The sequence below is a fragment of the Monoglobus pectinilyticus genome (genome assembly GCF_002874775.1).
GTDB lineage: Bacteria > Bacillota > Clostridia > Monoglobales > Monoglobaceae > Monoglobus > Monoglobus pectinilyticus.
Genome location: NZ_CP020991.1, coordinates 2,679,049 through 2,705,584, shown reverse-complemented (window position 1 = coordinate 2,705,584; position 26,536 = coordinate 2,679,049). Strand labels below are relative to the sequence as shown.

The window sequence follows — 26,536 nt, the reverse complement described above, 5'->3', positions numbered from 1 at the left end:
TGGAAAACTTTAAGTTTTCCAGTTTTGGCAGACATGGTGGGAATTAATCATAACATTTTTACGTATTTACAATCCTGTCGTATTCCCCCATATAACCTACATAATTACGCTGTTTTTCAATTAAATTCATTGATTTTATAACAAGTCATTTTTTGCCGATTTCTAAAAAAACGTGTAAGATTCGTGTAAATAATAATTTACTTTTCATCCTTTTTAACTCTGTCTTTGGGCACATAACCTAACTTTTGAATATCAGAAATAAACTTATTTATATCTATCTCGCCATTTATTATGAAGTTAATCAGGCTAATAGAAGATGGAAACCTCTTCCCGCTTTCAATATCTGCAAATTGTCTTAATGACATACAGCATTTTTCAGCCATCTTTCCCTGACTGAGATTTAATTCTTTTCTTTTAAAATACAGAATATTACTAAAACACATTTTCAAAATGTCAACAGGTTCCATAATTCCACACCCTTTGATAAAATATGCAAACATTTTATCAATTTATATCACAAAGATATATGAGACTAGTCTCATATATTTACTTTTTGACAAATATTTTTGTGTTTAATTATGAAAATTAAATATTTTCAATAAAAAAAGATATATTTTCTAAACAAAAAAGCGGAGCATCTTATTCAGAACCAGTAAAAACAGATAATAACAAAAAAAGTACCATCTATTATAGAATACAATTATAGATAATACTTTTATAGATAATACTTTTTGTGCTGTCCAACTAAACTGGAGAAGTTAAGTCGGCTGCGCTTTTTTATATAAACAATTTTATAAACCAAGTTTTTCAAATAAAATTCTATTTCGCTTTTTTGAATCATTAATCATTTTATCAAATGGTAGAATTTCAACATAAGTATTGTAAGTCTCATTCATTTTATAATAACCTATTTTATTAGGCGTAAATATAAAATCAAATTGCTTTATAACCTTTTCAAGCGTTGTAGTTATATCGCACACGGCATATAAATAAAATCGTGTAGTATTTTTTGCATGAACAGGCCTTCCGCTAATATCTCTGACCTTACCATCTTTTATTTTATCTACATATTTATATAGTTGAGTAATTGGATTATATGCAGATGAATAATCATTGCACATTGGACGTTTTAATTCAAATATAGTTATAGTATCAAATTCTGTTCCATCATTCTGCTGGTCAGAAACAGCAATCGGATTATCCAATAACAATAAATCAGGTCTATCATCATTTTTTTAGTATTAAGTGAAACATCAGATGCTACATAAGAACTGTAAGCTAATCTTTCATCTATTAGCCATAGATTATGAGATTCATAGTCTATATCATCCGATGAACATTTCATAGGAAATATTAAATTATGTATAAATTCTTCCTTACTAAATTTTTCATTATCTATTTTCCTAATACCTGTTGAAAGTAAATCGATAATAATTTTCCTGTGTGCAACGTAATCAGACAAAGCGGCTTTATTAACGTCACTTATTTCCTTGCTATACTTTCTAAAACAAAAAGACCGTTGCACAAATTTGTCATCATACTCTTTATAAACACTTTGAATTTCTACTTCTTCAAAAGCCTTCAACCATGAAAATCTGCCAACACCTTTGCCACCTATTTTAGCTTTATAAGTTGAATCTGATTCCAAAAATGATTTAAAATTATTTTCATCAAATCCAATACCATTGTCACATATTTCAAAACCAGTAATATTATCTAAATCGTTTTCATCAATTTCAATTTGATCTCCCGAATTATTTTAATACTAATCTCACCTGCAGTGAAATTTTTATCTTTATCACGGCTTTCTTCAATAGCATGAAATGAATTAACAATAGCTTCAAACAATGGTAATAACGGTTGATTCTTTGGTAAATTAAAATTATTTATTCGCCCAGTAATATTTATCAAAAATTCGCTCACTATAATAACCACCATAAATATATTAATTATAATTATATCATATTTTTATAAAATGACAACCGAATTTGATGAATTATTCAAAATAATTATAGGGCAATCATAGCTCCCTATTTGCTAAATTAACACCTCTAATATCCAATTTTAAATTTATTGCAACCTATTTACCACCATACACTCCAGCTATATCATTAACTATAAACATTCGCATTAAATTTTCTGTAAGTACCAGGTTATCATACTCATAGTCTTCAAGAAAACCATTAATTTTTGCGAAAAATTTGCTAATGACCTTAAAAAATTAAGGTCAAAATAATCACATCACAATCGTCCCATAAATTTTCTATTATATGTAATTGACTTTCAAATTAGTTCAAATAAAAATATTAATAATATACATACAAGACACCTAACTGATGTGACCACCAAAAGTTAGACCAAAATCTAACAATTGAGAGTCGATTCAAATTAGGTGTCTTTTTTTAACTCACCTAAACGATTACGCGAGTTTAACTCTGACACAGAATTAGGAACACAAACCAATAACTCGCTTAAATCACAATTTAAAGCTTCACATATTAAGTCAATCTGTTCTAAACTTACTCGATCTGCCATTTCATGATAAAGGTCATTTATAGTATTAGGTCTTATCCCTGTTTTCCGTGCAAGGTCAGCTTGTGTCCATCGAAGTTCGCCTAACTTCCTAGACAATAAAACTCTAATCATTATATTGCTCCTCTTGATATATTATATCAAGTAGTGAAGCGATTTATCTGTTTTTATTATTTTATATCTATATTTGTTATTAATATGTTTTGATTTTAGTTTATAAGACTTTCGTAACACATTTATTGACATTCAATCACGGATTTTGAAGCTGTATTTTTTTATTAATGATAATTTTTAATATAAATCATTTTTCACATTTTATAAGAATATCTGAAAACAGAGTTTATACGCAATATGTAACATATAGTTTAAAATATATTATTGATAGAATATTCATATATTTTAAAGAGTGGGAGTGAAATGATGAACATATTAAAAATGTGCTTTGGAAAAACATTATACTTTAGAAGAATTGAACTAAAATTAAATCAAGAGAAAATGGCAGAGAGATGTTGTCTGTCACCACGTCAATACATAGACTTAGAAAATGGAAAAAGACTACCATCATTTAAGAGTTTAATTAATATAATTATAAATGGCGGCATAGACTTAAATTTGTTTATTGAAGAAATTATCAAAGTTGGATACGTGCCTGAGGATTCAGTCGGTAAATAGATATTATATTTTTAAATAAATATAAATAGGCTCCTTAAAATATTTAAGAAGCCTATTTAACATTTTTATAATTACGTGATTAGCTTTTTATTTATCACTATTGGTATTATATATGAATAATTATGTTTCATTATATATAATTGATAATATTTTTAAATTATACAAAATATTTAAATCTTTTACTATAATATACTAACTCTAATAAAAATATTATAACATCACAAACAAACATTAAAATATTTTTTTGTAACAAACAATCATTTAATACTAAAGAAACTATTCTTATAATAAAATACATTACTATCCCATATTTCCTATAGTTTTTAAATCCGTACATCACAACTCCAACTGATAATAAATATATCAATATAAACAAAGTAAGTAACAAAATTTCTAAAGAGAATGCAGAAAAAAGTTGCAATATTAAAACAAATAAAATTATTACAAGAACCAATAAAGAAACAGGTAAAATTACAAAATTTGTAAAATCAAACCATTTCCATTTATTTTCAAAAAACTTATCATGTTTATTCATAACGAGTTTACTCCTATCTAATAAATAGAATAATATCCCTGCTGTAAATAATACTCTTTATATTCTAAGTTATCTCTCGTTTGTCCTGAATCCCACGCCTTATTTGTCCAGCTGTTAACAGAATAATCACCACTTACCTTAACCCATACCTCGGTAACATAACTTTCACCATTAATTGTTGCTTTATACTGCTGGTTTATATAATTATCATAACCAGCTGAAGGGAATTCAAGTTTTAAAATTGTATTTAAGAATCCTGCTAATATAGTTGCAACATTATATAAATCAGCACTATTTACATCTGGATTATAGTCTTTTTCCACTGCAACAAAGTCTACATCAAACAATTTAAGAAAATCAGTTCTATCCATTAAAACATATGTATTTTCACCAATATTTAATTTAGTACTATCAAAATACCAATTATTTTCACTGTCCCAATATATTGGCTGAGTTGTACCATTCATTGTTACCCAGGTGCATCTATTATCGTTATCAACATATATTTTTGCATCATACTCTGCTATAAATGTTGCTACATAATTTAATTCAAGACCTGTAGGATCAATACCATTCACAGGGTCATTAGCGCAGTACACATATAAATTAGCACTTTGAACTATAGCATGGTAATCCGGTATCTTTACTTCTCCATCTTCAAATTGTTGGTCTCCATAAATCATATTCGTTGGATTCCAATATGGGTCTTCCTGAGTAAATCCACCTATACTTGGGTCATAGTAACGATTAAGCAAATATATCAATCCAGTCTCTTCATCGGTATATTGTCCGTTGTATCTGAATCCGTTGCTGTCTGCTTCTCCTCCGCCTGTTCCTGATACTAAACCGCCGAATGCGTCATATTCATATGCTGCCGTTACTGCAAATGATGTGCTTTCTGCGTTCTTCTCTATTATGTTTGTTGTGTCTCCGTGGGCGTTATATGAGAAATATCTACTGTTGCTTGCGCTGTCTTTTGTCTTTACTATTTCTCCTCCGGCTCCTCGGATATACATCTTTGTTCCTTTTGTTCCGTATTCGGCTATTACGTTTCCGTTGTTCCATATTTGTCCTGTGCTTACTCCGTTTACTGTCTTTCCTATTCTCGTTCCTGTTCCATATTTGTTATTAATATTTCTAAATTTTAATTTATAGGATTCATAATGTATTTATTGACATTGATATATAGTATTATTAGTTACTATCTTTGCTCATAATAATACCAACCATTATTTTTTTCATCAAGTGCTCGAATAGCAGTTATTAATTCATGTGTTGGTTCATTTGTAGCAAAATAATATTTAAAATAAGCTATCCCATATGCTCTAATACCTACATAATTTTTATTTAAATTGCCTCGATAAAATAAAATAGAATTTCCTCTTTTAGTAATTGATTTAAATTTATTTTTAAAAATTATGTTAATTTTTTCAATTGATAAATTTATTCCATATTTATCATTTAACACTTTTCCTACATCACTTACATTATCTTTGTCTATATAAATATCCTCAGTATAATTCATTAGTTCATTTGCTACACTTTCAAAATTGTCACGATTTGTTTCATATGCTTTTGCAATATTTTTATAATTATCCAAATTACTATGTAAAAATAACAATAACACTAAAACCAAAAGTGCACCAAAAATAAACGAGATAACATTTTATAATAATTACCCTTTCTTCTTGTTATATAAATTAAATCCTTTTTGTATAGCAGCTTTATCTTCTGGAGTATCAGCAGAGTTTTTAATACCGTTCCATCCTCCTGCAGCATAGTCTCCACCCCAATATAAAACAGTTTCACTAAATCCAATACATCTTCCTAAATATGCATACATAATATTGCCCATCTCCTCCGGGCTTGAATATTCTCCATATAATATTACTGTAGAATTAAATGAGCCAGGATATGATCCTCCAAAAGTTCGATCCCATGATTCTTGACGTTTTATATCCCAATCTCCTTTATGATTCACTTTATTATAAAATGTAATTTGTTTATCTCCTTGCCATTTTTCATCTAGCATTTGTTCAGAATACCACAACTGATCATTAAACATTTTAGTAACATCAAAATATTGTGCTCCTGTTGCTTCAGTAAAAATGGTTACTCCCCTGTCTATATCTCCCTGTGTTCTATATATTAATCCTAAACTTTGCCATGTAGTTAACCCAACCACTCCGCTAAAAGCTCCATCATTCCATAAACCCCTATCATTTTTATATGCATTTACTGCATTTAAAGTTTTTTGTCCAAAATATCCATCTCTATCATTGGTATTTAAATATCCTAAATATGCCAACTCATTTTGTAAAGCAATTACATCTTCACTATATCCCATGCCATAATATAAAGATGTATTATAATCAAATAATCCCAATGGATCAATTAAATTAACAGGATCATTTCCACAATATACATACCAATTCATACCATCTTGAACGGGGTCTTCCTGAGTAAATCTACCTATACTTAGGTCATAATATCTGTTTCTTAGATATATTAATCCAGTCTCTTCATCGGTATATTGTCCGTTGTATCTGAATGCGTTGCTTTCTGCTTCTCCTCCGCCTGTTCCTGTTACCAAGCCTCCGAATGCATCGTATTCATATGCTGCCGTTACTGCAAATGATGTACTTTCCGCATTCTTTTCTATTATGTTTGTTATGTCTCCGTGGGCGTTATATGATAAGTATCTGTTGTTATTTGCTCTATCCTTTGTCTTTACTATTTCTCCTCCGGCTCCTCGTATATACGACTTTGTTCCTCTTGTTACGTATTCGGCTATTACGTTTCCGTTGCTCCATATTTGCCCTGTGCTTACTCCGTTTACTGTTCGTTCCTGTTCCTAATTCTAAACTACTGACAGCATCATACTAAAATGATGCTGTCTTAACAAACTCTGTATATTATAACTTATAATATTTCATCAACAATACCTTTAGTGGCTTTTTCCCACTCATCTCGCCATTCTTTTAAATAAATCTTATAATTCCGTTGATTAAACTCCTTTGGAGGAATATTGTTCCAATCGAAATTCCATAATTGAGACAATTCCTCAGGTTTTAAAATCCACATAGTCATACACAAATCCAACACATTAGGGTTTGTTTTTTCTGCCGTACTTTGAGGTTCCCAATTTGAATACTTAAATATGTGATTACTAATATCATATTTAGAACCAAATATATACATATCAGAATAATAACATATGTCATTTATTTTAACACACATACTAACTCCCCCACCGTTTACTTCTTTCTCTTTATCTTTTGTATCATTTCCTATTATTTTTTTAACACATTTGTTAATATCATATTTTTGTTTTAAAGTCAATTTCTTTTTCATATGTATATTTTCTTTTGCTAAGTCAGCATTTTCAGAACCTTTAGTCATAATATTATAATAACCTATATAATAATCCACATCACCATTAGAATGAATATCAAAGTAAAATATTTCTTGACATTTTATATAACCTGATATTTCTGATACTGGATATAACCAGGATACACCTATGACGCTAATAATAATTATTAATAACAATAACCCAATAAAAATTTTTCTCATAAATTATACCTCACTCTACGTCTACACCCCGGTTCACCTCTATACCGATGTTCGCGCCTTAACGCATTTTCAGATATATGCCATTGTCCACAATCTACAAAATTACCATTTGAATCATAATATGATATTCCTGAAGTTTCATATTCTTCATAAGCAGTTTGATTAGAATAATCATAATAATAATCAGGATCTTTAAAGTTTCCCCCCATTATTCTTAACGCATGTATCATTTCATGTCCAATCGCTATATACAACGGCATCTTCTCCTGTTCCATGTATTCACCGCTTTCTACCCAAGGACTTGGTGTATCATATCCTAATTGTATCACGGCTCCACAACCTTCATTAGAATGTGCAACATTATTATCATCGTACCACATATAGGCATAATTATTTTCAGGATCAGTTCCTGAATTATTTCCCATAGCATAATTAAATAATATTTTACAATCATATGCATTATTATCAATTATACGACCAACTAATTCAGTGCCTATTGATAAATCACCATATCCATGCTCTAAACGATGCACCTCATATACATTTTGTACCTTCAACTTGTTGCAACACAAGTTTATCATTAGTTAATCTTTCTATATTACTATAAATTAACGCCACTTCTTCACCCGAGCCTATTAATGTTAAAGTTAAACCATTAATATCATCATAATTAATAGGGTCATTTGTACAATACACATACAAATTTGCACTTTGTACAATAGATTCATAGGAAGGCATATTATTTCCACTATCTCCATATATCATATTACCTGGATTCCAATATGTATCTTCCTGAGTAAATCTACCTATACTTGGATCATAATATCTGTTTCTTAGATATATTAATCCAGTCTCTTCATCGGTATATTGTCCGTTGTATCTGAATGCGTTGCTTTCTGCTTCTCCGCCTGTTCCTGATACCAAACCGCCGAATGCGTCATATTCATATGCTGCCGTTACTGCAAATGATGTACTTTCTGCATTCTTCTCTATTATGTTTGTTGTGTCTCCGTGGGCGTTATATGAGAAATATCTGTTGTTATTTGTGCTATCCTTTGCCTTTACTATTTCTCCTCCGGCTCCTCGGATATACGACTTTATTCCTTTTGTTCCGTATTCGGCTATTACATTTCCATTGTTCCAGATTTGTCCTGTGCTTACTCCGTTTACTGTCTTTCCTATTCTCGTTCCTGTTCCGTCATATGCGTATGATACTGTTATTTCTTCTCCACTTACTATATTCTGAATATTATATTCATATTCTATTAGCATAATTAGAGAAGTCACAATTATAGCGACTTCTCTAATTTAAACACTAAACAATTGAATACACAAAATTTAATATATTAATTACTCCATTTTAATTCATAAAAGTATTTTTTACCATTTTCATCTATTTGTTCAAAATCTTTTATTATTAGTAATTCTCCATTTTCTTCTAGAATTTGTGCATACATAAAAGTTGGATAAACTTCATTCGAACTATAATACTTTATTTGATTAGTTTTAATATCTATAATTATATATATTCTATTCTCTTCTTTATCAGTTCCTTTCAAATATACCATTTCATTATCTTTTTTGTAATCTGATATATCGTGCATTACTGTAGTCTTATATTTTAAATTATATAGATGATATTTTTTGTCTGTTAAAATTCTATTATCAGAATATATTCCTGTAGATAATATCTGATATGTACCATCTCCATATAAGCAATGGGTATCTTTACCACGCTTATATATAACATTATATTTTGGACTACATGAACTTAAAAAAATTATAATTAATAGTATATACATCGAACAAGATTTCATAACAATCCTCCATTAATACGTTTGTTTATAATTGATAGTTACATCCACTGGTTGAATCACACTAATGGCTTGACTTATTGCAGCTGCATCATTCACTATCCATAAAAATGTCTCTTGAGCCGTATATTCACCACCAATTGGAATTACAAATTCAGTAAAATCGAATGTATCATATACGCTAACATATACTTCCCAACGTCCTTCAGCATTCATACTTCCTCTAACATTATAACTTACATTATGCAAAGCGGCTCCCAAATCACTATTTAAATCAAATTCATAATACCCCCAAATATCTACTGAAGTATATCCTGCATTGGCCATATTCCACAAATCGTTATTAACTTGCGCATTAAATCCATCATCATTTCTAACTAATTCCGCTGCATAATCGCCACCATTTGCCACAAAACTTTGATTGGGTATACCACTTGTAGATCTTTCTAATAATGTAGCTGTTAAATACCATCCCTTTTGTTGGTCAAGATAAAAATATGCCCCAGCTTGCCATATTAATCTAGCAACATTTACAGTAACTCCATACATTTGATATAAACTTTGTAAATACAACAAATTTACATATTCTCCAGAAGGATCAGCTCCATTAACAGGATCACTTGCACAGTACACATACAAATTTGCGCTTTGTGATATGGATTCATATGAAGGAATGTTATTATTTCCACTATCTCCATATATCATATTACCTGGATTCCAATATGGATCTTCCTGAGTAAATCTTCCTATACTTGGGTCATAGTAACGATTACGCAAATATATCAATCCAGTCTCTTCATCGGTATATTGTCCGTTGTATCTGAATGCGTTGCTGTCTGCTTCTCCTCCGCCTGTTCCTGTTACTAAACATCCGAATGCGTCATATTCATACGCTGCCGTTACTGCAAATGATGTACTTTCCGCTTTCTTTTCTATTATGTTCGTTGTGTCTCCGTGGGCGTTATATGAGAAATATCTACTGTTGCTTGTGCTGTCTTTTGTCTTTACTATTTCTCCTCCGACTCCCAGGATATACGACTTTGTTCCTCTTGTTCCGTACTCGGCTATTACGTTTCCGTTGTTCCATATTTGTCCTGTGCTTACTCCGTTTACTGTTTTTCCTATTCTCGTTCCTGTTCCATCATATACGTACGTTGCCGTTTGACCTTTTCCGTCATAACTCTCCATCTTATTCTGCAGGTTATATCCGTAATCTCTTGTTGTGTTTTCATATTCTGTATGGAAATGTTCATCAGGTGAATAATCATCATAATATATGTGGGTATTTTTACTTGTCATGTTTCCGTTACAATCGTAACTATATGTTTGCTCGTTACTCATACAATACCCATATTCACAATTTTGGTATGTCAGCCTGTTGTTATCATCATGTTTGATAATACTTATTCAGACGAACTTAACCATACGCGTTTAACACTTCCATCATCTTTATTTATCGCCGCGCTTATACATAAATTATTAGATGAATTTTTTACATTTCTAGTTACAATATAATATCTTTCTGTCTTGCCATTTTCATCTAAATCCTCACATAAAATTATACTTGTTTTATTCTCAAAACTATAATTCTTAAAGGAAGTATTTATTGCTATATTTCCTATTTTACACGCATAATTTTCATCAATAAACAAATTCTTATCTGTTGAAAATTCACTTGCTCTACGAAATTCAAATTGCTGATAATAATTACTACCATTAATTGTATTATCATAAACATAATTACCTTGTCCAGTATAACTATAATTATTATAAATAAAAAATATTACTATCAAAAATAATATTATTATAATAACGTTAAATGTAAGACTAATAAAAAAAACTTTTTTCATTACCAATCCTCTCCTCTCGTTCTAGGCCAAACTTTGAGTTCACATGCTAAATCACAATAATTTGCAATATGCCACTCCCATTTATCATGAAACTTATTATATAATTCCCACTTACGTTGAGAGGATAAATAATTATATGTATTCGTTCCAACTCTATAATAATCAAAATCATCACCAGATAAATAATCTTTATCTAAATTATATTTATTGTCTCCAGCATAAGTTACAGTATAAAATGCTTTTAAATTGTTATCACGCACTAAGCTATAATCATAATTTGAAGGATATGATATATTTGCTTGTGCATGAACAAATGCAATAGGCGTGGCACTATATCCATCTGGTATTTCAACTCCGTTTGCTAATACATCTTCATAGTAAACAAAATGTGGACTTGCATCTCTTTGATTATATGAAGCATAACCATAAGTATAGTATTTATCTGATCCATTACTAACTTCATAAATAATAGACATTTGTTCATATAATGTATAATCTACAATAGCAAAATAATTCCATGACCAATCTTCAGCAGCATAATCTGCGCTTGAAAACCGCTCTCCTGCAACCATACCTGTAGGATCAACTCCATTAACGGAGTCATTAGCGCAGTACACATATAAATTAGCACTTTGAACTATAGCATGGTAATCCGGTATTTTTACTTCGCCCTCTTCAAATTGTTGATCTCCATATATCATATTACCCAGATTCCAATATGGGCCTTCCTGAGTGAATTTTCCTAAAACCAAATTTTAAATGTTAAAATAATATATTATTTTAGTAACTCTAATAAATCCAAAATAAATTTCTCTTCTTTTTTTGTCATTATTATCTCGCCTAAAGATATAACAAAAAATAATATAGCAATCGCAATATTAACACATAATCCAATAAATATATTATTTATAATAGTAAAATAACAAGTTGACAATATAAATAAAATAATCCACACTGAATAATATATATTAGAAAATCTAAAATGTCCAATAATATATGTTTTATTATTTTGTTTTAATAATGAACCATAAAAGTTTCTACCTAATATTCGAGGATAAAATATATTCGTTTTCTTTAACCAAAATTTTTCTTTTTTTAATTCTCCTATTGCATTTCTTTTTCCAATCTCTGATAATACATTACTTAAATTATAATTTTTATAGCAATTGATTTTTTTCATTAAAATCAATTCACATTCTTGTATTGATTTTTCAGTATAAAATTTCATTACCACATCCTCCAACTACATAACATCCATCCATAATTTACAGCACCATAAAAACCAAGTCCTGTAACTAAAGCAAATCCACTTGCACCATTTGACCCCTGATATTCAAAACCAAATTCAGCAGCCACACCAGCTGATACTGACTGTCCACATAGCTGATATATATTATCTAAGTTGTTGTATTGACCAACTAGCCCACCAATTCCTGGAACAAGTGCTCCTCCACCAATCGAACAGCCTATCATTATACCCATATTTCCTTCATCATCCCATACCAACATGGCATCAGCTGCAATATAAATTCCAATTCCTGCCGTAATATTTGCTCCAATGAAATACACACTTAATCCTATTCGATCGTCATATTTTAAAGGATTATTACAACAATAACAATATAGATTAATTGATTGTTTTATTATATCATTTTTCGGAATTAATATAACACTATATACTGAGTATCCTTCAGAAACATCATTGATAAAATAATCGTTTTCCTCTTTTATAGTACCAAGAAGTTTTTCGTATTTCAAATTATTTTCAATATATTCATTATAATATTTACTAGAAATAAATTCAACTTTTCCATAATTTTTAATCAATATTGAATTTATTTCATTTGCATAACACGACATATCGGTTGTATTATCATTATTATACTTTACTATTACAGTACTCTTTTTTCCATCTCCATAAATCATATTCGTTGGATTCCAATATGGATCTTCCTGAGTAAATCTACCTATACTTGGGTCATAGTAACGATTACGCAAATATATCAATCCAGTTTCTTCATCGGTATATTGTCCGTTGTATCTGAATCCGTTGCTGTCTGCTTCCCCGCCTGTTCCTGTTGCTAAACCGCCGAATGCGTCATATTCATATGCTGCCGTTACTGCAAATGATGTACTTTCCGCGTTCTTCTCTATTATGTTTGTTGTGTCTCCATGGGCGTTATATGAGAAGTATCTGCTGTTGCTTGCGCTGTCTTTTGTCTTTACTATTTCTCCTCCGGCTCCTCGGATATACGTCTTTGTTCCTTTTTTACATGTTTAGTATTATATTCATATCCGTTATCATAACTAGAGAAGCCACGGTTACAATGACTTCTCTAACTTAATAATTTCATTTTAAATACCAAAAATGTTTTTTTAATTGTTTTTAATAAAATTAATTTAGATGTCTTCTTCTAATTTACTAAAATAATTAATTTCAGGTTTTGAAAACTCATTAAAAGATTTTAAAATATAAACTAATGATGGAATTTCAAATTCTTGTCTATTCTCATATATATCATTCTTTTTTCCATAAAACACTTTACAAAAATTTTCCTTTAAATATATAACTGCATATCCGTTTTCTCCAATTACATATAAATTTCCATTATTCTTTTTATATTTGATAACATTTGCTAAAACATTTATATATGTATTTTTCGATTTTTCTAAAACCAAAAATTTGTTTGTTGTTTTAATAATACTAAAATCACATCCTTTTTCACTAAACACAGTATCATCACCAAAGCCAGATAAATTGAAAAAATTACTATTAAAAACTATGAGCCAGGATATAACTAGTGAAAAAGTAATTGCTCCTATCAATATAATTAACTCAAATCTCTTCATATTATCACACCTCAATTACTATAGAAAATTCTACAGTGATATTATATGGATTTATTGCACCACTCCATTGTGATACAGTAGCCACATCATTTGCAATAGTTCCTAAACCCGCTTTCATGTCATTTCCCATAAGAGTTGTAATCTCAGTATAATCACATGTATCTGTTAAACTACAATTCAATACCCATACACCATAACCCATATCATAAGCTGAAATTGAAACATTAGACTTATGTAATGAATAATATAAATCACCTGTTTGAAAAGCAACAAATCCATCACAATAAAAGTCTCCCTGATATCCATATGCATCAATACAATTATACGCAAGATTCAAAAATTCAGGGTCATTTTTGATTAAACTTGCTATTCTTGAATCATCTCCACGCCACTGATCTTCAGGATTATCTTGCAATGAATTTTCTAACATCCATGCAGAAGTCAAATATCCATTCGGTTTTAAATACCATTCTGCACCACACCACCAAAAGTCTCTTTGTGCCTGTTTTTGTGCCCAATATCCCCACTTTAAAGCATAATTTGCTATTTCACCAAGTTTATCTACTACCCAGTTTTCACCTGTAGGGTCGACACTATTAATAGGATCACTTGCACAGTACACATATAAATTTGCGCTTTGTGATATGGATTCATAGGAAGGAATGTTATTATTTCCACTATCTCCGTATATCATATTACCTGGATTCCAATATGGGTCTTCCTGAGTGAATCTTCCTATTTCAGGATCATAGTATCTGTTTCTTAGATATATTAATCCCGTCTCTTCATCGGTATATTGTCCGTTATATCTGAATGCGTTGCTGTCTGCTTCTCCGCCTGTTCCTGTTGCTAAACCTCCGAATGCGTCATATTCATATGCTGCCGTTACTGCAAATGATGTACTTTCTGCATTCTTTTCTATTATGTTTGTTGTGTCTCCATGGGCGTTATATGAGAAATATCTGCTGTTATTTGCGCTATCCTTTGTCTTTACTATTTCTCCTCCGGCTCCTCGTATATACGTCTTTGTTCCTTTTGTTCCATATTCGGCTATTACGTTTCCGTTGTTCCAGATTTGCCCTGTGCTTACTCCGTTTACTGTCTTTCCTATTCTCGTTCCTGTTCCGTCATATGCGTATATAAAATGTACTCTAGGGCAAGTAATTACTTGCCCTAGGTTAATTTATTAATCAAAATCCTCCATATATAAAATGCCACCAATATGGCCATATTACATCAGATGCACTTCCTCCTGTATTTGACCATACTGTTTTCCAACTTTTAAATTGCCAAATATTATTTTCTTTAACAAAAGACACAATATCACCGCCGGCTCTATGTTTTGATACATAGTATACCTCTGCATATTCATCTGAATAATTCAATACCTTTAAATAATCCAGTTCTCCTATCATCGTCTTTTCTTTATATATTTCTCCAAACTCTGAACCATGCATTATTGTTAATACTTCGCATCTTATTAATGCACTTCCCCAATTTATCAGAAAATATATAATTGGTAATAATATAATTATTGTCACTGCTATTTTAACATACTTTTTCATAGTTTCTCCTTTTTTATATTCCTAATAAATCACGCATATAATAATATTCATTTCTTGCATTTATTCCAAAAGGATTAGGAGATGGATCTGAATGTGGAGGATTTATTTCTCCTTGATTATAGTGTGTAGCCAACATTGCTGTGTCTCCATATATAACCGAATTCAGAGTAACTATTTAGAAAATAAATATTTTTATATATTTATAACAACTTTATTAGCATTACCAATATATAAGTTCAGATATCTATAAAATATATATTTACCTCTAATTAACTACGTTTTAATAATTTTTTATGTATTGATATTCCAATTAAAATAATCAAAATAGGTATTATAAATTCCATCAAATATATAATTATTGGGACATCACCTAAAAATTTACCATAATTTATTTTATGAAATATCAGACCTACACCAATTATTAAAATTAGTATCAACGGCATATTTATATAACTAATTAAATATTTAATTTTCTTTATTTTACAATAATGCAGATTAACAAATAATAAATATATTGGTAAACCAAATAATATCCAAACAAAATGAATAACAAACAAAGCAAAATTATAATTTGGAGAAACACATATATTTATGAATATTTGCAATAATATTGGTAAAAGACTTAATAAGTAATACATTAAAATTCCTCCTAACGCTACCGTGTAACAACTGAACTTGCATAATTTGCTTTTACTCCAACTTGAGCCCATGGACTCCCCGGCATATATAATATTGTATAATTTAATAATCTTGCAAATGCTACTTGACGAATAAACGAGCTATTCATAAACATCTAACTAAACTTTTCAGAAACGTTATTTGGAATAATTCCCCAGGTGTATCCACATGATTCCATGTAATCCGAGTCCAACATATTGTTTGCCAAGGTTCCCTCACCAAATAAATCAATAGTGAATAGTAGCCGATTATTCATATAAAACAAATACTATAACTACTTATCCTTCTTGTGGTCTTATTGCTACAATCTCGCCATTCTTCTTATTTATAACTACTATAATACTAGGTCTCAATAAATATTTTGAATTATCATAATTATTTTTTTCATATCTCGAGACAAGATAATACTCTCTTAGTGTTCCGTTTTCATCTTGATCATGGTAATATTCTACCTCTGCATATGTATCTTTAATTTTATCTCCAAATACCGATTTGTATGCAATTGCAGCAATACTAACAGCATCCTCTTCTGTAATATTATATTTTATATTCATACTATTTTCAATTTCATAAGATTTTAAAATATAATCAACATCACTTTTATCTCCTAAACTTTCCCATTTACCAATATAAATACTGTTTTTTTCATAATTGTTTGTTTTATTGCTACAAATTAAAATAGTTAATATATTTATAAAAAGTAAAAATACAATAAGTATTACAACTGCTAATGTTTTTCTATTCATTTTTACCACCTTTCATTCGGCCAATTAAGAATTGGACAATCAAAACCATTTTCACAATAATTATTATAAGAACGCATTATATGTAAACTCCAAGCATGCTTATATCTATTCCTTAACGATTCCCTCTTTTCCTCAGTTAAATAACTTCTATCATAACTCATACCGTATACAACACCTTCTACACTATAACCATTACTTCTCGTATCATGATACTTAAATATATCAACCACAGAATTATTATATTCATTAGGAACTACGGCATAAACTATCGAAAAGTCTGCATTTAGTACACTTTTTTTATCATCTAAAGAAAGCTCCGTAGTACTTGCATGAGAATGTACAAATCCATATTCACTAACTTCCCATCCGATTATTCCCGTTGGTGCATATTGTCTTGCAGCGTTCGGATCAGAATAATGCGGATTAGCAACACTCGAACTTTCCAATATATCTACAGCATATCCATAAGTATAATAAACCTTGTCTCCACTTTTTATTTTATATATAATAGATAGTTGCTCAAAACGACTATAATCTGTTTTAGCATAGTAATTCCATGCCCAATCCATAGCCGCTTCATCTGAAGAATTAAACCATTCATATGCAACCATACCTGTAGGATCAACTCCATTAACAGGGTCATTAGAACAATAGACATATAAATTAGCACTTTGGACTATCGCATAATAATCCGGTATCTTTACTTCTCCTTCTTCAAATTGTTGATCTCCATAAATCATATTACCTGGATTCCAATATGGATCTTCCTGAGTAAATCTACCTATACTTGGGTCATAGTAACGATTACGCAAATATATTAATCCAGTTTCTTCATCGGTATATTGTCCATTATATCTAAATCCATTGCTGTCTGCTTCCCCGCCTGTTCCTGTTACTAAACCTCCGAATGCGTCATATTCATATGCTGCCGTTACTGCAAATGATGTACTTTCCGCGTTCTTCTCTATTATGTTTGTTGTGTCTCCATGGGCGTTATATGAGAAGTATCTGTTGTTATTTGCGCTGTCTTTTGTCTTTACTATTTCTCCTCCGGCTCCCCGTATATACGTCTTTGTTCCTTTTGTTCCGTACTCGGCTATTACGTTTCCGTTGTTCCAGATTTGTCCTGTGCTTACTCCGTTTACTGTCTTTCCTATTCTCGTTCCTGTTCCGTCATATGCGTATGTTGCTGTTTGACCTTTTCCGTCATAACTCTCCATCTTATTCTGCAGGTTATATCCGTAATCTCTTGTTGTGTTTTCATATTCTGTATGTAGATGTTCATCAGGTGAATAATCATCATAATATATGTGGGTATTTTTGCTTGTCATGTTTCCGTTGCAATCAAAGCTATATTTTTGCTCGTTACTCATACAATACCCATATTCACAATTTTGGTATGTCAGCCTGTTGTTATCATCATATACATAGCTTGTTTCTCCTTCTCCCTCTTCATAATTCCATGGAATATGATAATCCATTAGTGATATTTCATTCTCATTTATTATTCCGTTTTTGTCTTTTTTGAACGCTCTGTTTCCTCTTTCGTCATACGTATATAATGTTGAATGTTCTAACTGATTGTTACGGTTTATTGTCTCAAGTTTCAACCTGCCGGCGCTGTCGTAGGTATAGCCTTTTGTCTTTCCGAATATGTCCGTCACTGACGACTGGTTCCCGTCCAGGTAGTAGCTGTAGTTGTACTCCGAGTATGTTCCCTTTATGTTCTGCAGCGGGTCTGCCACTGTTTGGTTGCTCACCTTTTTCGGCAGGTTGCTTTCGTTGTACTCATAGCTCGTTACCATTGTGTTTCCGTTGGTTTTCTTTTCTGTCAGGTTCCCGTTTTCATCATAACTATACACTGCCACCAGCTCGTTTTCCAGGTTATCCCTTACCTCTTTCATCTTTCCCAGATAGTCATAGCTATAGCTTATGTTCTGACTTACTCCGTTGGTTGAGTTCAGTATTAGTCCTGTTTGGTTTCCGTCTTTATCGTATGAATAGCTCAGCGTTTCTCCTGTTGTTCGGCTTTCTCCCGTCACTTGTCCTTTTCTGTCATAGCTGTAGGTTATTGTGGCCGCTTCGTTTGCTATGCTCAGCAGCGCTGTGCTTGTGTCTGCGTATGTGTAGGTTGTTGTCTCCGTTTCTCCGTCTCTTTCGCTTGTTGCTGACAGAGGGTTGTTTATTCCGTTATACACATTTGTTGTCACTGTTCCGTTTTTGTCTGTTTTGCTTACAATATTTCCGTTATTATCGTATGTATAACTTTCACTGTATCCCATTGGGTCTGTGCTCGAAATCAGTCTGTTTTGGCTGTCATACTCATATGTTGTGCTTACTCCTCCTTCTCCGTTCACTACACCTGTTGTCATCTTTGTTATGTTTCCGTTTCCGTCATACTCATACAATGTCTCTCCCGGCTCGTCTGTGTATGTTTTTACCAGCCTGTTCATATTGTCGTACTCATAATACACATTTCTGTATGTTGCTGCTTCTCCCGGCTTATTGCTTGTTATGCTTTCTTTTATTACGTTTCCGTTATTGTCATAAATGTAGCTTTTTATGCTGTCTCCGCCGTCTATTCTGCTCTTTACTTCTGTCTGTCTTCCAAAGTCATCATACTTTGCCGAACTCTCATTTTTCTTTGGATCTATTGTCTTTACTTCCTGTCCCAGCATGTTCTTTTCTACTCTGGTAGAATTATTGTCTATATCCGTTGTTGTCACATACGTCCCGCCGTCTTTGGTCCCGTACTCTGTTCTGTATGTATAACCTTTTCCTTCGCTTTTGGCTTTCGGCGTTTTGGTGTTCAGCTTGTTTCCTATATAGTCGTATGTATATTCTGTCTCGCTTATGTCCGTTCCATCTCCTGTTGTTTCTTTGACAGTGTTTCCATACTTGTCTGTGTATGCTGCGCTTACTGTCTTCCCGGCTCCGCTTCCTTTTATCGTTTCCGCCTTGGACAGGTCTCCATCCACATCGTCATATACATAGCTCTCCTCATATGCCAAGCTTCCCGCTGCGTCTTTTACTTCCATTTTCGTCTTGCGGCTCTTCTTGTCATACTGATAGTTATAGTTGTTTCCGTTTCCGTCTATTATTTTGCTTATTCTTCCTACAGTATCATACTCATAGGCCGTCTGTGTTTGATTCGTTTCACAGTTGAACACAGTTGTTATCTTTCCCAAACCGTCATATATATACTTTGTTTTGTTTCCTCTTCCGTCTTTAGTTATTACGGAATTCTCCAATATCTGTCCGGCTGATGAGGCTTTCGGATATTCAACCGTTACTGTTGTTCCGTCAGGATTCCTTGTGGATATCTGTCTGCCCAAATTGTCATATTCCGCATATGTCACATTTCCTTTTCCATCCGTTGTGCTTACTGCTCTTCCCAGCTCATCATACGTATAACTGGTGGTTACCCCTGCGACCGTTTTCGTCAGTGGCAGCGACTTATTCAGATACGTTATATTCTGCTCCGTATACTCCGTTCCGGTCTTATAGCTTCTGACCGTACTTGGGTTGGCTGAGTTATTGTCCTCATACAAATATGTCTCTTTTGCAACCAAATTTCCGTTCTCATAAGTCAGACTCTGAGCCGGAACTTTTGAATCCGCTGACAGCACTGTTTCCTCTTTAACCGTTGTGCTTCCGTCTCTTTTGTATTCCTTTGTCAGCTGAGTATGATACACATCATCGTATGTATACGAAGTCATATGCTCTGTATTGGTTTTATCGCCGTTTGCATATGCGTCCCAGCTTTTCACTAAATCCCTGTATTCATTATACTCCGAAATCGTTGTACTTTCAATACTATTTTGTTCTTTATCATATATTATGCTTGTTACTATTTCCGGGTATGTTCTTTTGTAGTATCTTACCGTGTCTCCGCCATAAATTGTTTTGGACAAATACACCGGATTCTCTCCATCCATATAATATACTTCGTCTGATTCTTTTAACGTAAACTTTCCACTGGCATTACTGCTTTTATAACTGTAATACTTGTCATTAGGATAATATGAAGATGTCGATTCATAACATGGTGCATAATTATGCTTTGTTATTACACCGTCTGCTGTTGTTTCAGTTGTGGAGTAAGCGTTGTTATACATAAAAGACCCTGAATAATCATATGCAATAACATTTTCTTCTATCCCGTTAACAACATCATAACGTTTAATGAGCCTTGCTGATTCCTGTCTTAAGCTATTATAACTATACATAGTTTTTGAATATTCATAATGTGTTGACGCACCTGTTGGATGGATAACATCGGTCAAAATATAAAAATTTCTATTTATAAAATTTGTTACGCTATATATTTCATCTTCATTATTTCCTTCCTGATATTTAAATGTTGTTTGTAATCCCTCCTGATTTGTGTAACTATCCAGTATTTGGGCATATGTGTCCATATTGGCTGTATTCATAGTTGACCTAATATTATATTTTTGAGTGGTTCCCTCTATTTCGGAACCATCGCTTCCTAACACTTTTACTGTTATTTCTTGAATATAATTTTCTTTTGTTTTTCTCTCTACAATTACCTGTCTGCCGCATGTATCTGTAATCACACATTTATTATATTCCTGTCCCAGCTTTGTAAAATCATCATTTATTTCATCACCGTTTGTATAATATCTATAATATATAGCGTCACCAAAACGATTTTGGGTTTTCATAACTTTGCCGTCTGCATCGAAGTATTCTATTCTTCCATCTTTGTAATACAATTTAAAGGCAGAGACAACTCCCCCGTCAGAATCAATATATTCTGTATTTTTTTCGAACTTTAAATCTGCATAGCTATATCTTCCATCCAATGTTAACTCAATTACAGAAGAATCTCTGAGACTTTTGTATGAGATCGTATGCGTACTGCCGTCTGAAGCAGTCAATATCGAATCTGTTCTATATGACGAACCATACTTTCTGTTTATTAGGTTTATAGAGCTAATACCGTTAAAACTCCATCCTGCCGCAAAGTTTACTAATGGAGTTTCATATTTATACCACCCTACAGTTGTCGCCGGAAGGCTGCCTATATCTGTGGGAGATGAGTTTGCAGTGTTATAGCTTGCGCTTAAGTTTAAATCAAGTCCGTTTTTACCCTGCAATGACAGTCCGCTTAAGTTATATCCCAATGCTCCTGAGGATTCATTAAAGGTTTCATTGTTGTTTCTGTCAAACGTAAACGGTGCGTCAGGGTATTTAGATGTATCATATATTGTTTCATCTTCATCTTCCATAGGCATCACTTCACTTAAGCAAGACATGATTGAACTATATTCCAAGAACTGTTCTTCTGTGAGTTTAGTTTCTATCTCCTCATAACTCATATCAGCATATGAAGCTATGCCGGCTATTCCAAGCATAGCGGATAATGCTGCCGTCTGCAAAACTTTTTCAGATGTCAGTCCGTTTATGAAAAGACTTCTATATTCAGCATTTTCCTGGATTTTTAAAGCCGGAACAGAATATTTGAAATTTGCAAATGATTCAAGCTCATCAAACACTTGTTCTTTACTTTCGAAGTTATTGAGCATTATCTTATATTCACTTGCAGTTATGCCGGCATTCTGAATAAGCACACCGAATTCCAAAGTGTTTTGCAGGTCAAAACCTTCATTTTCACAATCTGCGAACACATCATCACGTATTCCGTATTGTTTCTGTGCTTCTGCCTTTTCATCATCGCTCAGTTCAGAATATTTAACCCCGTTATTTATTGTTTCTTCCAAATTTATTTCAGGCATAGGAGTTTCTGTTGCTTCAGGTATAACTGTTGTTTCCGGCTCCTCTGTTTCCTCGGCTTCAGGCAACACACCTTCATCCTTCTCGGTCGACGGCGTTTCGACAGCTTCCTGTTCCGATGCTGATTCATCATTTTTGTCTTCTATTTCTTCGTTTTTATCTAGCGTTTCATTCTTAATATCTTCATCCTTTTCATCAGCATTTTCTTCTATTAAATTATTCTCTGTTTCTTCATTTATTACTTGTTCTTCTGATACTGATGATTCATTGGTTTTTTCAACATCAGCAAACACCATTGGTATTGATGTAAACATTATTGATATTATTATTAATTCAGATATTATTCTTTTTAGTCTACTCATTTGTTTTCTCCCTCCTCTGTATTTTCTACGCTTTTGGCGGTCATAAGCGGTTTAATTTTTGGCTCCTCTCCGATTCCTCCATATATATTCTCAGGCACGTTTCGGTATAGTCCCAAAGATGAACGTTCATTTGTGCCAAATGTGTATACGTTTCCATCCACATCTACCGCTACAGTATATCCTCGTCCTGCTGCTGCTTTTTTTATTGCCGGGATTCCCAAAACTTGTCCCGGAACACGGTTATTTCCCAGCGCTCTGCCAAGTTGTCCGTCATTTTGGTATCCCCAGGTCCATAACGTTCCGTCTTTTTTTATTGCCAGTGCGTGGTTATATCCTGCTACTACTTCTCTTACATTTGTAAGTCCGCGGATTCTTGTCGGTTTTAACATATTTTGTTTATGTCCAAGCCCCAGCTGTCCTGCACTGTTTCTTCCCCAGGTATACACATTTCCGGCCTCTGTTACTCCAACACAAAAATCCGGGCCTGCCGATACTTGCTTAAATACTCCCCAGTCTTCCTCATCCTGCGGATTTTCTAATCTGGTCGGCGTATATACTGTGTCTGTATGGCCAAGTCCCAACTGTCCATATTCATTTGCTCCCCATACATAAGTATCTCTTTCATATTCCCCATCCTCAGTTGTTGCTACCGCAAAACTATCTCCTGCTGAAACAGTCTCTATATCTTTCTGCAAAATTACAACCGGTTCACTTTCACTAACACTGCTTTCTCCTGTTCCAAGCTGACCCAAGTAATTTCTGCCTATTCCTACAAGCTGCTTTTCAAATATAGCATTATATCCTTCAAATCCAATACAATGTCTTCTAACTACTAAAGTAAAGTCATTTCCTGCCGCTATTTTGAGCGGTTCGTTCTCAAGATAATCTGACGCGTTATAATTATCTCCCTCTTCTGTATAACCGCTTAATTCTATAACTCTGCTGTTTTCTATTACGTTCTTCGGCAAGAACTTTCCAAGTTGGTTGTTAGAATTACTCCCCCATCCTTCAACAACTTCCGCTGAAATGATAACATTATGATTTTTACCTCTTGCTATCTCGTCAGCACTGCTATATTTATCACTCTTTTTCGGATATCCGTATACTTCCTCTCCGCTCTTGCCTGTTCCAAACCAGCCTCTTCCCCACACAAACAAATTTCTGTCACTATTAACCGCCAATACCTGATCCTGATTCGCATCTACTTTTTCAATATTTTTTAGTCCTCCGATTCTAACAGGCTCCAGTGCAGTATTTGTTTCCATATATTTCTGGTCATATGTTGAAATTCCCCACTGCCATAAATTATTGTCACTGTCCATACCAATACATAATTCATCAGCATCAAACTCTTTTACACCGGTGACTGACATAACTTTTTTAGGAAGATAATTTTTACTCCATCCCATATAACCGCACTGATACAAATATCCGCCGTTAAGGAAGCTTGTCAGATTACCTCCTGCCTTTATACTTTCTGTGCCGACTAAATTATTTGACTGTACAGGCGCTATGGCATTTTCAACTGTCAATTCAAGTCCCAGCTGTCCATAACTGTTACTTCCCCAGCTATATACAGTTCCGTTTTCTTTTACTGCAACAGCATGATTTGCACCTGCCGTTACTTTTGTCACTCCGTCCATAACATATGTGTATATTTTTTTCATACTTTCTGTTGAATTGATTCCCAGTTGTCCTGATGTGTTCTTTCCGCACGAATACAATTTTCTCTCACTGTCTATTATATAACTCTGATAATCTCCTGCGGCTATGGCTAACGCTCCTTCATACACTTTTGCAAAACGTCTCTTCGTACTTGTTGAATTGTTGCCGAGCTGGCCATAAGTATTATTTCCGCTCACCCAAACTGTTGCGTCTCTCTTTAAGATAATTGTATGCGCTTCACCTGCGTCAACATCAACCACGTTTTCTGCCAACAATTCAGGCGTCAGAACATTTTCCATACTTCCGTTTCCTAGCTGGCTGTTTGCATTCTGTCCCCAGCCATAAAGATTATATTTGTCCGTTATTACGTAACTCATATTTCCCGATGCGGTTAAGCTCATTACCGCCTCGCCCTTTTCTGTCCACGGCGTATTGACTGCCACAAAATCATCAGACTCCGCAGTGCTTCCGTTTCCTAACTGACCATAATCATTGTTGCCCTTAGACATCAATACCCCGTCTTTATACACAAGTATATGTCTTTGTCCCACTGCTACGTTATTTCTGTTTGTATATATTTTTTGATTACTGTATATGTATGTTATTTCCAGTCTTCCCTGCATTACCCCATCATGCATACTATCTTTTATTGTATATATCCTGTCTCCTATTATCGTTGTTCTTCTTGCCGGCAAATCCATTTCCGGCAATGTATCCGGCAGCACCACCCATATATCTTTATCCGGCATATATGCGTATCTCACCTTGCTGCCGCTGTCTGAGCCATAATTAATAAAGATTAAAAATTCGCCCAGTTTCATCAGTTTACCTTCTTGATTCGAAACAGAACCGTAACTATAGCTTGGGCGTATCTGCCGCTCTGACCATACATTATTACTTGTATCATATACGTATGTATAATTGCCATCTCCACTGTATTTTGCAGTGCAGTATATTTTGCTTCCCACAGCAACTCCCGTATACACTCCTCCATTAGGAAGATAACCATCATAAGACCAGGTTTGATTTACTGTATCATATATATATGTATCTCTTGATTTTACACTATGATTAACATCATCATATCCACCAAAACAATATATATTATCACCTATAGACACCGCTTCACCATCAACAAATCCAAACGGAATCTCTTGTCCCACAGACCAAGTACCGGTCTCTGTGTCAAATATATCTACTTTATCAGTTACTTCGTTTCCAATAATACCGCCGACTAAATATATCTTTCCTCCATTTTCAACTGCTGAATATTCTGATCTCAATGAAAGCATAACCGGCGCGCTTGTCCAGGTATTTGCTGCAGTATCATATATTTGAGTAGAATTCCATCCAAAACAATATACCTTGTTTCCGCACTCCACCATGCTCACATTTTCTCCCACTGCTGTATCAGAATATTTACTCCTAATTACCATTGGGTCATCTGAGAAATATTCTGCAATCTGATCTGCATAACTTTCTTCCGCCAATCCAACAAATACAAAACCACAGCACAGCATAACTGCTGCAAGAATCGACGCTGTCACTTTTTTTAACATAACTTTTCCTCCTTATTTTTTATTTATTTTTATATATTTTATTTACTATCGTGATATATACACTAACACGCAGTACAAACATACACTAAATACCGTATAGGTAAAATTTACCATAACGCATTTCACTTGTCAACAAGATTTTGCATATTTTTTATTTTTTTAGGAAATTAATTACAAGTGATTTTTACTTATATACAATAACAAAACAATATATCGTGGCAAGTGAAACAACGATATAATGCAAAAAATCATAAGTGAATATCTGTTGATTTAGATAAAAATTTAGTTGAACAGTTTGAACTAAAATTTAAAGGTGATAATATTATTTCTAAAGCTGAATTTATTTGGAGATCAATAAAAAAGTATTTAGAT

The 26,536-nt window shown here is 32.9% G+C and carries 28 protein-coding genes; 3 read left to right on the top strand and 25 right to left on the bottom strand.

What is annotated here, in order from left to right:
• Positions 1-197 precede the first annotated feature (197 nt).
• The 5 genes from B9O19_RS11350 to B9O19_RS11340 all read right to left on the bottom strand — a co-directional run bounded on the left by B9O19_RS11350 (position 198) and on the right by B9O19_RS11340 (position 2,646).
• The gene (locus B9O19_RS11350) at positions 198-467 is read right to left on the bottom strand and encodes a helix-turn-helix domain-containing protein (RefSeq protein WP_102366522.1); all 270 of its coding nucleotides are present in this window, start codon (positions 465-467) and stop codon (positions 198-200) included.
• A gap of 324 nt (positions 468-791) precedes the next feature.
• Complete coding sequence (locus B9O19_RS12090; RefSeq protein ID WP_245862945.1) at positions 792-1,205, bottom strand: hypothetical protein; 414 nt, start codon at positions 1,203-1,205, stop codon at positions 792-794.
• Complete coding sequence (locus tag B9O19_RS12085) at positions 1,145-1,525, bottom strand: hypothetical protein (RefSeq protein ID WP_245862943.1); 381 nt, start codon at positions 1,523-1,525, stop codon at positions 1,145-1,147. Before B9O19_RS12085 ends, B9O19_RS12090 begins: the two co-directional genes overlap by 61 nt.
• Before the next feature lie 191 nt (positions 1,526-1,716).
• On the bottom strand, positions 1,717-1,923 hold the full coding sequence (locus B9O19_RS12080) for a hypothetical protein (RefSeq protein ID WP_245862941.1): 207 nt from the start codon (positions 1,921-1,923) through the stop codon (positions 1,717-1,719).
• A 465-nt stretch (positions 1,924-2,388) separates the two neighbouring features.
• Complete coding sequence (locus B9O19_RS11340; protein ID WP_102366521.1) at positions 2,389-2,646, bottom strand: helix-turn-helix domain-containing protein; 258 nt, start codon at positions 2,644-2,646, stop codon at positions 2,389-2,391.
• A gap of 303 nt (positions 2,647-2,949) precedes the next feature.
• Between B9O19_RS11340 and B9O19_RS11335 the strand changes: the two genes are divergently transcribed.
• A complete protein-coding gene (locus tag B9O19_RS11335; RefSeq protein ID WP_102366520.1) occupies positions 2,950-3,204 on the top strand; it encodes a helix-turn-helix domain-containing protein in 255 nt (84 codons plus the stop codon).
• 157 nt (positions 3,205-3,361) lie between these two features.
• Here B9O19_RS11335 and B9O19_RS11330 read toward each other — a convergent pair whose 3' ends face one another.
• From B9O19_RS11330 to B9O19_RS11270, 13 genes are all read right to left on the bottom strand, one after another.
• Positions 3,362-3,739 carry a hypothetical protein gene (locus tag B9O19_RS11330; protein ID WP_102366519.1) on the bottom strand — a complete coding sequence of 126 codons (378 nt, stop codon included), beginning with the start codon at positions 3,737-3,739 and terminating at the stop codon, positions 3,362-3,364.
• A 17-nt stretch (positions 3,740-3,756) separates the two neighbouring features.
• Positions 3,757-4,755 (bottom strand): RHS repeat-associated core domain-containing protein, encoded by a 999-nt coding sequence (locus tag B9O19_RS11325; RefSeq protein WP_102366518.1) that lies wholly within the window; start codon positions 4,753-4,755, stop codon positions 3,757-3,759.
• Between the two features lie 185 nt (positions 4,756-4,940).
• On the bottom strand, positions 4,941-5,375 hold the full coding sequence (locus tag B9O19_RS11320) for a hypothetical protein (RefSeq protein WP_154058666.1): 435 nt from the start codon (positions 5,373-5,375) through the stop codon (positions 4,941-4,943).
• A gap of 39 nt (positions 5,376-5,414) precedes the next feature.
• Positions 5,415-6,401 (bottom strand): RHS repeat-associated core domain-containing protein, encoded by a 987-nt coding sequence (locus B9O19_RS11315; RefSeq protein ID WP_281254355.1) that lies wholly within the window; start codon positions 6,399-6,401, stop codon positions 5,415-5,417.
• Between the two features lie 260 nt (positions 6,402-6,661).
• Complete coding sequence (locus tag B9O19_RS11310; RefSeq protein WP_102366515.1) at positions 6,662-7,315, bottom strand: hypothetical protein; 654 nt, start codon at positions 7,313-7,315, stop codon at positions 6,662-6,664.
• On the bottom strand, positions 7,312-7,872 hold the full coding sequence (locus B9O19_RS11305) for a M91 family zinc metallopeptidase (protein ID WP_158648999.1): 561 nt from the start codon (positions 7,870-7,872) through the stop codon (positions 7,312-7,314). Before B9O19_RS11305 ends, B9O19_RS11310 begins: the two co-directional genes overlap by 4 nt.
• A complete protein-coding gene (locus tag B9O19_RS11300; RefSeq protein WP_102366513.1) occupies positions 7,850-8,587 on the bottom strand; it encodes an RHS repeat-associated core domain-containing protein in 738 nt (245 codons plus the stop codon). Before B9O19_RS11300 ends, B9O19_RS11305 begins: the two co-directional genes overlap by 23 nt.
• 74 nt (positions 8,588-8,661) lie before the next feature.
• Positions 8,662-9,132: a hypothetical protein gene (locus B9O19_RS11295; RefSeq protein WP_102366512.1), complete on the bottom strand. Its 471-nt coding sequence runs from the start codon at positions 9,130-9,132 to the stop codon at positions 8,662-8,664.
• Positions 9,133-9,144: 12 nt separating this feature from the next.
• On the bottom strand, positions 9,145-10,470 hold the full coding sequence (locus B9O19_RS11290) for an RHS repeat-associated core domain-containing protein (protein WP_102366511.1): 1,326 nt from the start codon (positions 10,468-10,470) through the stop codon (positions 9,145-9,147).
• 62 nt (positions 10,471-10,532) lie between these two features.
• On the bottom strand, positions 10,533-10,979 hold the full coding sequence (locus B9O19_RS11285; protein WP_102366510.1) for a hypothetical protein: 447 nt from the start codon (positions 10,977-10,979) through the stop codon (positions 10,533-10,535).
• Positions 10,979-11,680 (bottom strand): hypothetical protein, encoded by a 702-nt coding sequence (locus B9O19_RS11280; protein ID WP_102366509.1) that lies wholly within the window; start codon positions 11,678-11,680, stop codon positions 10,979-10,981. The genes B9O19_RS11285 and B9O19_RS11280 overlap by 1 nt, the downstream gene beginning before the upstream one ends.
• Positions 11,681-11,754: 74 nt before the next feature.
• On the bottom strand, positions 11,755-12,207 hold the full coding sequence (locus tag B9O19_RS11275) for a hypothetical protein (protein ID WP_102366508.1): 453 nt from the start codon (positions 12,205-12,207) through the stop codon (positions 11,755-11,757).
• Positions 12,207-13,133, bottom strand: a complete 927-nt coding sequence (locus B9O19_RS11270; protein ID WP_353964141.1) for an RHS repeat-associated core domain-containing protein — start codon at positions 13,131-13,133, stop codon at positions 12,207-12,209. The genes B9O19_RS11275 and B9O19_RS11270 overlap by 1 nt, the downstream gene beginning before the upstream one ends.
• Here B9O19_RS11270 and B9O19_RS12075 point away from each other — a divergent pair.
• Positions 13,015-13,260: a hypothetical protein gene (locus B9O19_RS12075; protein ID WP_245862938.1), complete on the top strand. Its 246-nt coding sequence runs from the start codon at positions 13,015-13,017 to the stop codon at positions 13,258-13,260. The two genes, B9O19_RS11270 and B9O19_RS12075, sit on opposite strands and share 119 nt — an antisense overlap.
• A 119-nt stretch (positions 13,261-13,379) precedes the next feature.
• Here the strand turns inward: B9O19_RS12075 and B9O19_RS11265 are convergent, their stop codons facing one another.
• Positions 13,380-13,829, bottom strand: a complete 450-nt coding sequence (locus B9O19_RS11265) for a hypothetical protein (protein ID WP_102366506.1) — start codon at positions 13,827-13,829, stop codon at positions 13,380-13,382.
• 4 nt (positions 13,830-13,833) lie between these two features.
• On the bottom strand, positions 13,834-14,751 hold the full coding sequence (locus tag B9O19_RS11260) for an RHS repeat-associated core domain-containing protein (RefSeq protein ID WP_245863052.1): 918 nt from the start codon (positions 14,749-14,751) through the stop codon (positions 13,834-13,836).
• Between B9O19_RS11260 and B9O19_RS12070 the strand changes: the two genes are divergently transcribed.
• Positions 14,648-15,019 carry a hypothetical protein gene (locus B9O19_RS12070; RefSeq protein WP_245862936.1) on the top strand — a complete coding sequence of 124 codons (372 nt, stop codon included), beginning with the start codon at positions 14,648-14,650 and terminating at the stop codon, positions 15,017-15,019. The two genes, B9O19_RS11260 and B9O19_RS12070, sit on opposite strands and share 104 nt — an antisense overlap.
• Here the strand turns inward: B9O19_RS12070 and B9O19_RS11255 are convergent, their stop codons facing one another.
• The 5 genes from B9O19_RS11255 to B9O19_RS11235 all read right to left on the bottom strand — a co-directional run bounded on the left by B9O19_RS11255 (position 15,020) and on the right by B9O19_RS11235 (position 26,164).
• Entirely contained in the window at positions 15,020-15,394 is a 375-nt protein-coding gene (locus B9O19_RS11255) for a hypothetical protein (protein ID WP_102366504.1), read from the bottom strand.
• Positions 15,395-15,663: 269 nt separating this feature from the next.
• Positions 15,664-16,032, bottom strand: a complete 369-nt coding sequence (locus B9O19_RS11250; RefSeq protein WP_102366503.1) for a hypothetical protein — start codon at positions 16,030-16,032, stop codon at positions 15,664-15,666.
• A gap of 318 nt (positions 16,033-16,350) precedes the next feature.
• On the bottom strand, positions 16,351-16,818 hold the full coding sequence (locus B9O19_RS11245) for a hypothetical protein (protein WP_102366502.1): 468 nt from the start codon (positions 16,816-16,818) through the stop codon (positions 16,351-16,353).
• Between the two features lie 2 nt (positions 16,819-16,820).
• Positions 16,821-22,940: an RHS repeat domain-containing protein gene (locus B9O19_RS11240; RefSeq protein ID WP_102366501.1), complete on the bottom strand. Its 6,120-nt coding sequence runs from the start codon at positions 22,938-22,940 to the stop codon at positions 16,821-16,823.
• The gene (locus B9O19_RS11235; protein ID WP_102366500.1) at positions 22,937-26,164 is read right to left on the bottom strand and encodes an RCC1 domain-containing protein; all 3,228 of its coding nucleotides are present in this window, start codon (positions 26,162-26,164) and stop codon (positions 22,937-22,939) included. Before B9O19_RS11235 ends, B9O19_RS11240 begins: the two co-directional genes overlap by 4 nt.
• Between the last annotated feature and the right edge of the window lie 372 nt (positions 26,165-26,536).

Bases quoted from the DNA above. Each gene is read 5' to 3' on its own strand.
- B9O19_RS11300 (WP_102366513.1), bottom strand. From the start codon at position 8,587: ATGCTAATAGAATATGAATATAATATTCAGAATATAGTAAGTGGAGAA.
- B9O19_RS11310 (WP_102366515.1), bottom strand. From the start codon at position 7,315: ATGAGAAAAATTTTTATTGGGTTATTGTTATTAATAATTATTATTAGC.
- B9O19_RS11255 (WP_102366504.1), bottom strand. From the start codon at position 15,394: ATGAAAAAGTATGTTAAAATAGCAGTGACAATAATTATATTATTACCA.
- B9O19_RS11335 (WP_102366520.1), top strand. From the start codon at position 2,950: ATGATGAACATATTAAAAATGTGCTTTGGAAAAACATTATACTTTAGA.
- B9O19_RS11330 (WP_102366519.1), bottom strand. From the start codon at position 3,739: ATGAATAAACATGATAAGTTTTTTGAAAATAAATGGAAATGGTTTGAT.
- B9O19_RS11235 (WP_102366500.1), bottom strand. From the start codon at position 26,164: ATGTTAAAAAAAGTGACAGCGTCGATTCTTGCAGCAGTTATGCTGTGC.
- B9O19_RS11265 (WP_102366506.1), bottom strand. From the start codon at position 13,829: ATGAAGAGATTTGAGTTAATTATATTGATAGGAGCAATTACTTTTTCA.
- B9O19_RS11275 (WP_102366508.1), bottom strand. From the start codon at position 12,207: ATGAAATTTTATACTGAAAAATCAATACAAGAATGTGAATTGATTTTA.
- B9O19_RS11325 (WP_102366518.1), bottom strand. From the start codon at position 4,755: ATGTATATCCGAGGAGCCGGAGGAGAAATAGTAAAGACAAAAGACAGC.
- B9O19_RS11245 (WP_102366502.1), bottom strand. From the start codon at position 16,818: ATGAATAGAAAAACATTAGCAGTTGTAATACTTATTGTATTTTTACTT.
- B9O19_RS11280 (WP_102366509.1), bottom strand. From the start codon at position 11,680: ATGATATATGGAGATCAACAATTTGAAGAGGGCGAAGTAAAAATACCG.
- B9O19_RS11340 (WP_102366521.1), bottom strand. From the start codon at position 2,646: ATGATTAGAGTTTTATTGTCTAGGAAGTTAGGCGAACTTCGATGGACA.
- B9O19_RS11240 (WP_102366501.1), bottom strand. From the start codon at position 22,940: ATGAGTAGACTAAAAAGAATAATATCTGAATTAATAATAATATCAATA.
- B9O19_RS11285 (WP_102366510.1), bottom strand. From the start codon at position 10,979: ATGAAAAAAGTTTTTTTTATTAGTCTTACATTTAACGTTATTATAATA.
- B9O19_RS11295 (WP_102366512.1), bottom strand. From the start codon at position 9,132: ATGAAATCTTGTTCGATGTATATACTATTAATTATAATTTTTTTAAGT.
- B9O19_RS11290 (WP_102366511.1), bottom strand. From the start codon at position 10,470: ATGAGTAACGAGCAAACATATAGTTACGATTGTAACGGAAACATGACA.
- B9O19_RS11250 (WP_102366503.1), bottom strand. From the start codon at position 16,032: ATGTATTACTTATTAAGTCTTTTACCAATATTATTGCAAATATTCATA.
- B9O19_RS11350 (WP_102366522.1), bottom strand. From the start codon at position 467: ATGGAACCTGTTGACATTTTGAAAATGTGTTTTAGTAATATTCTGTAT.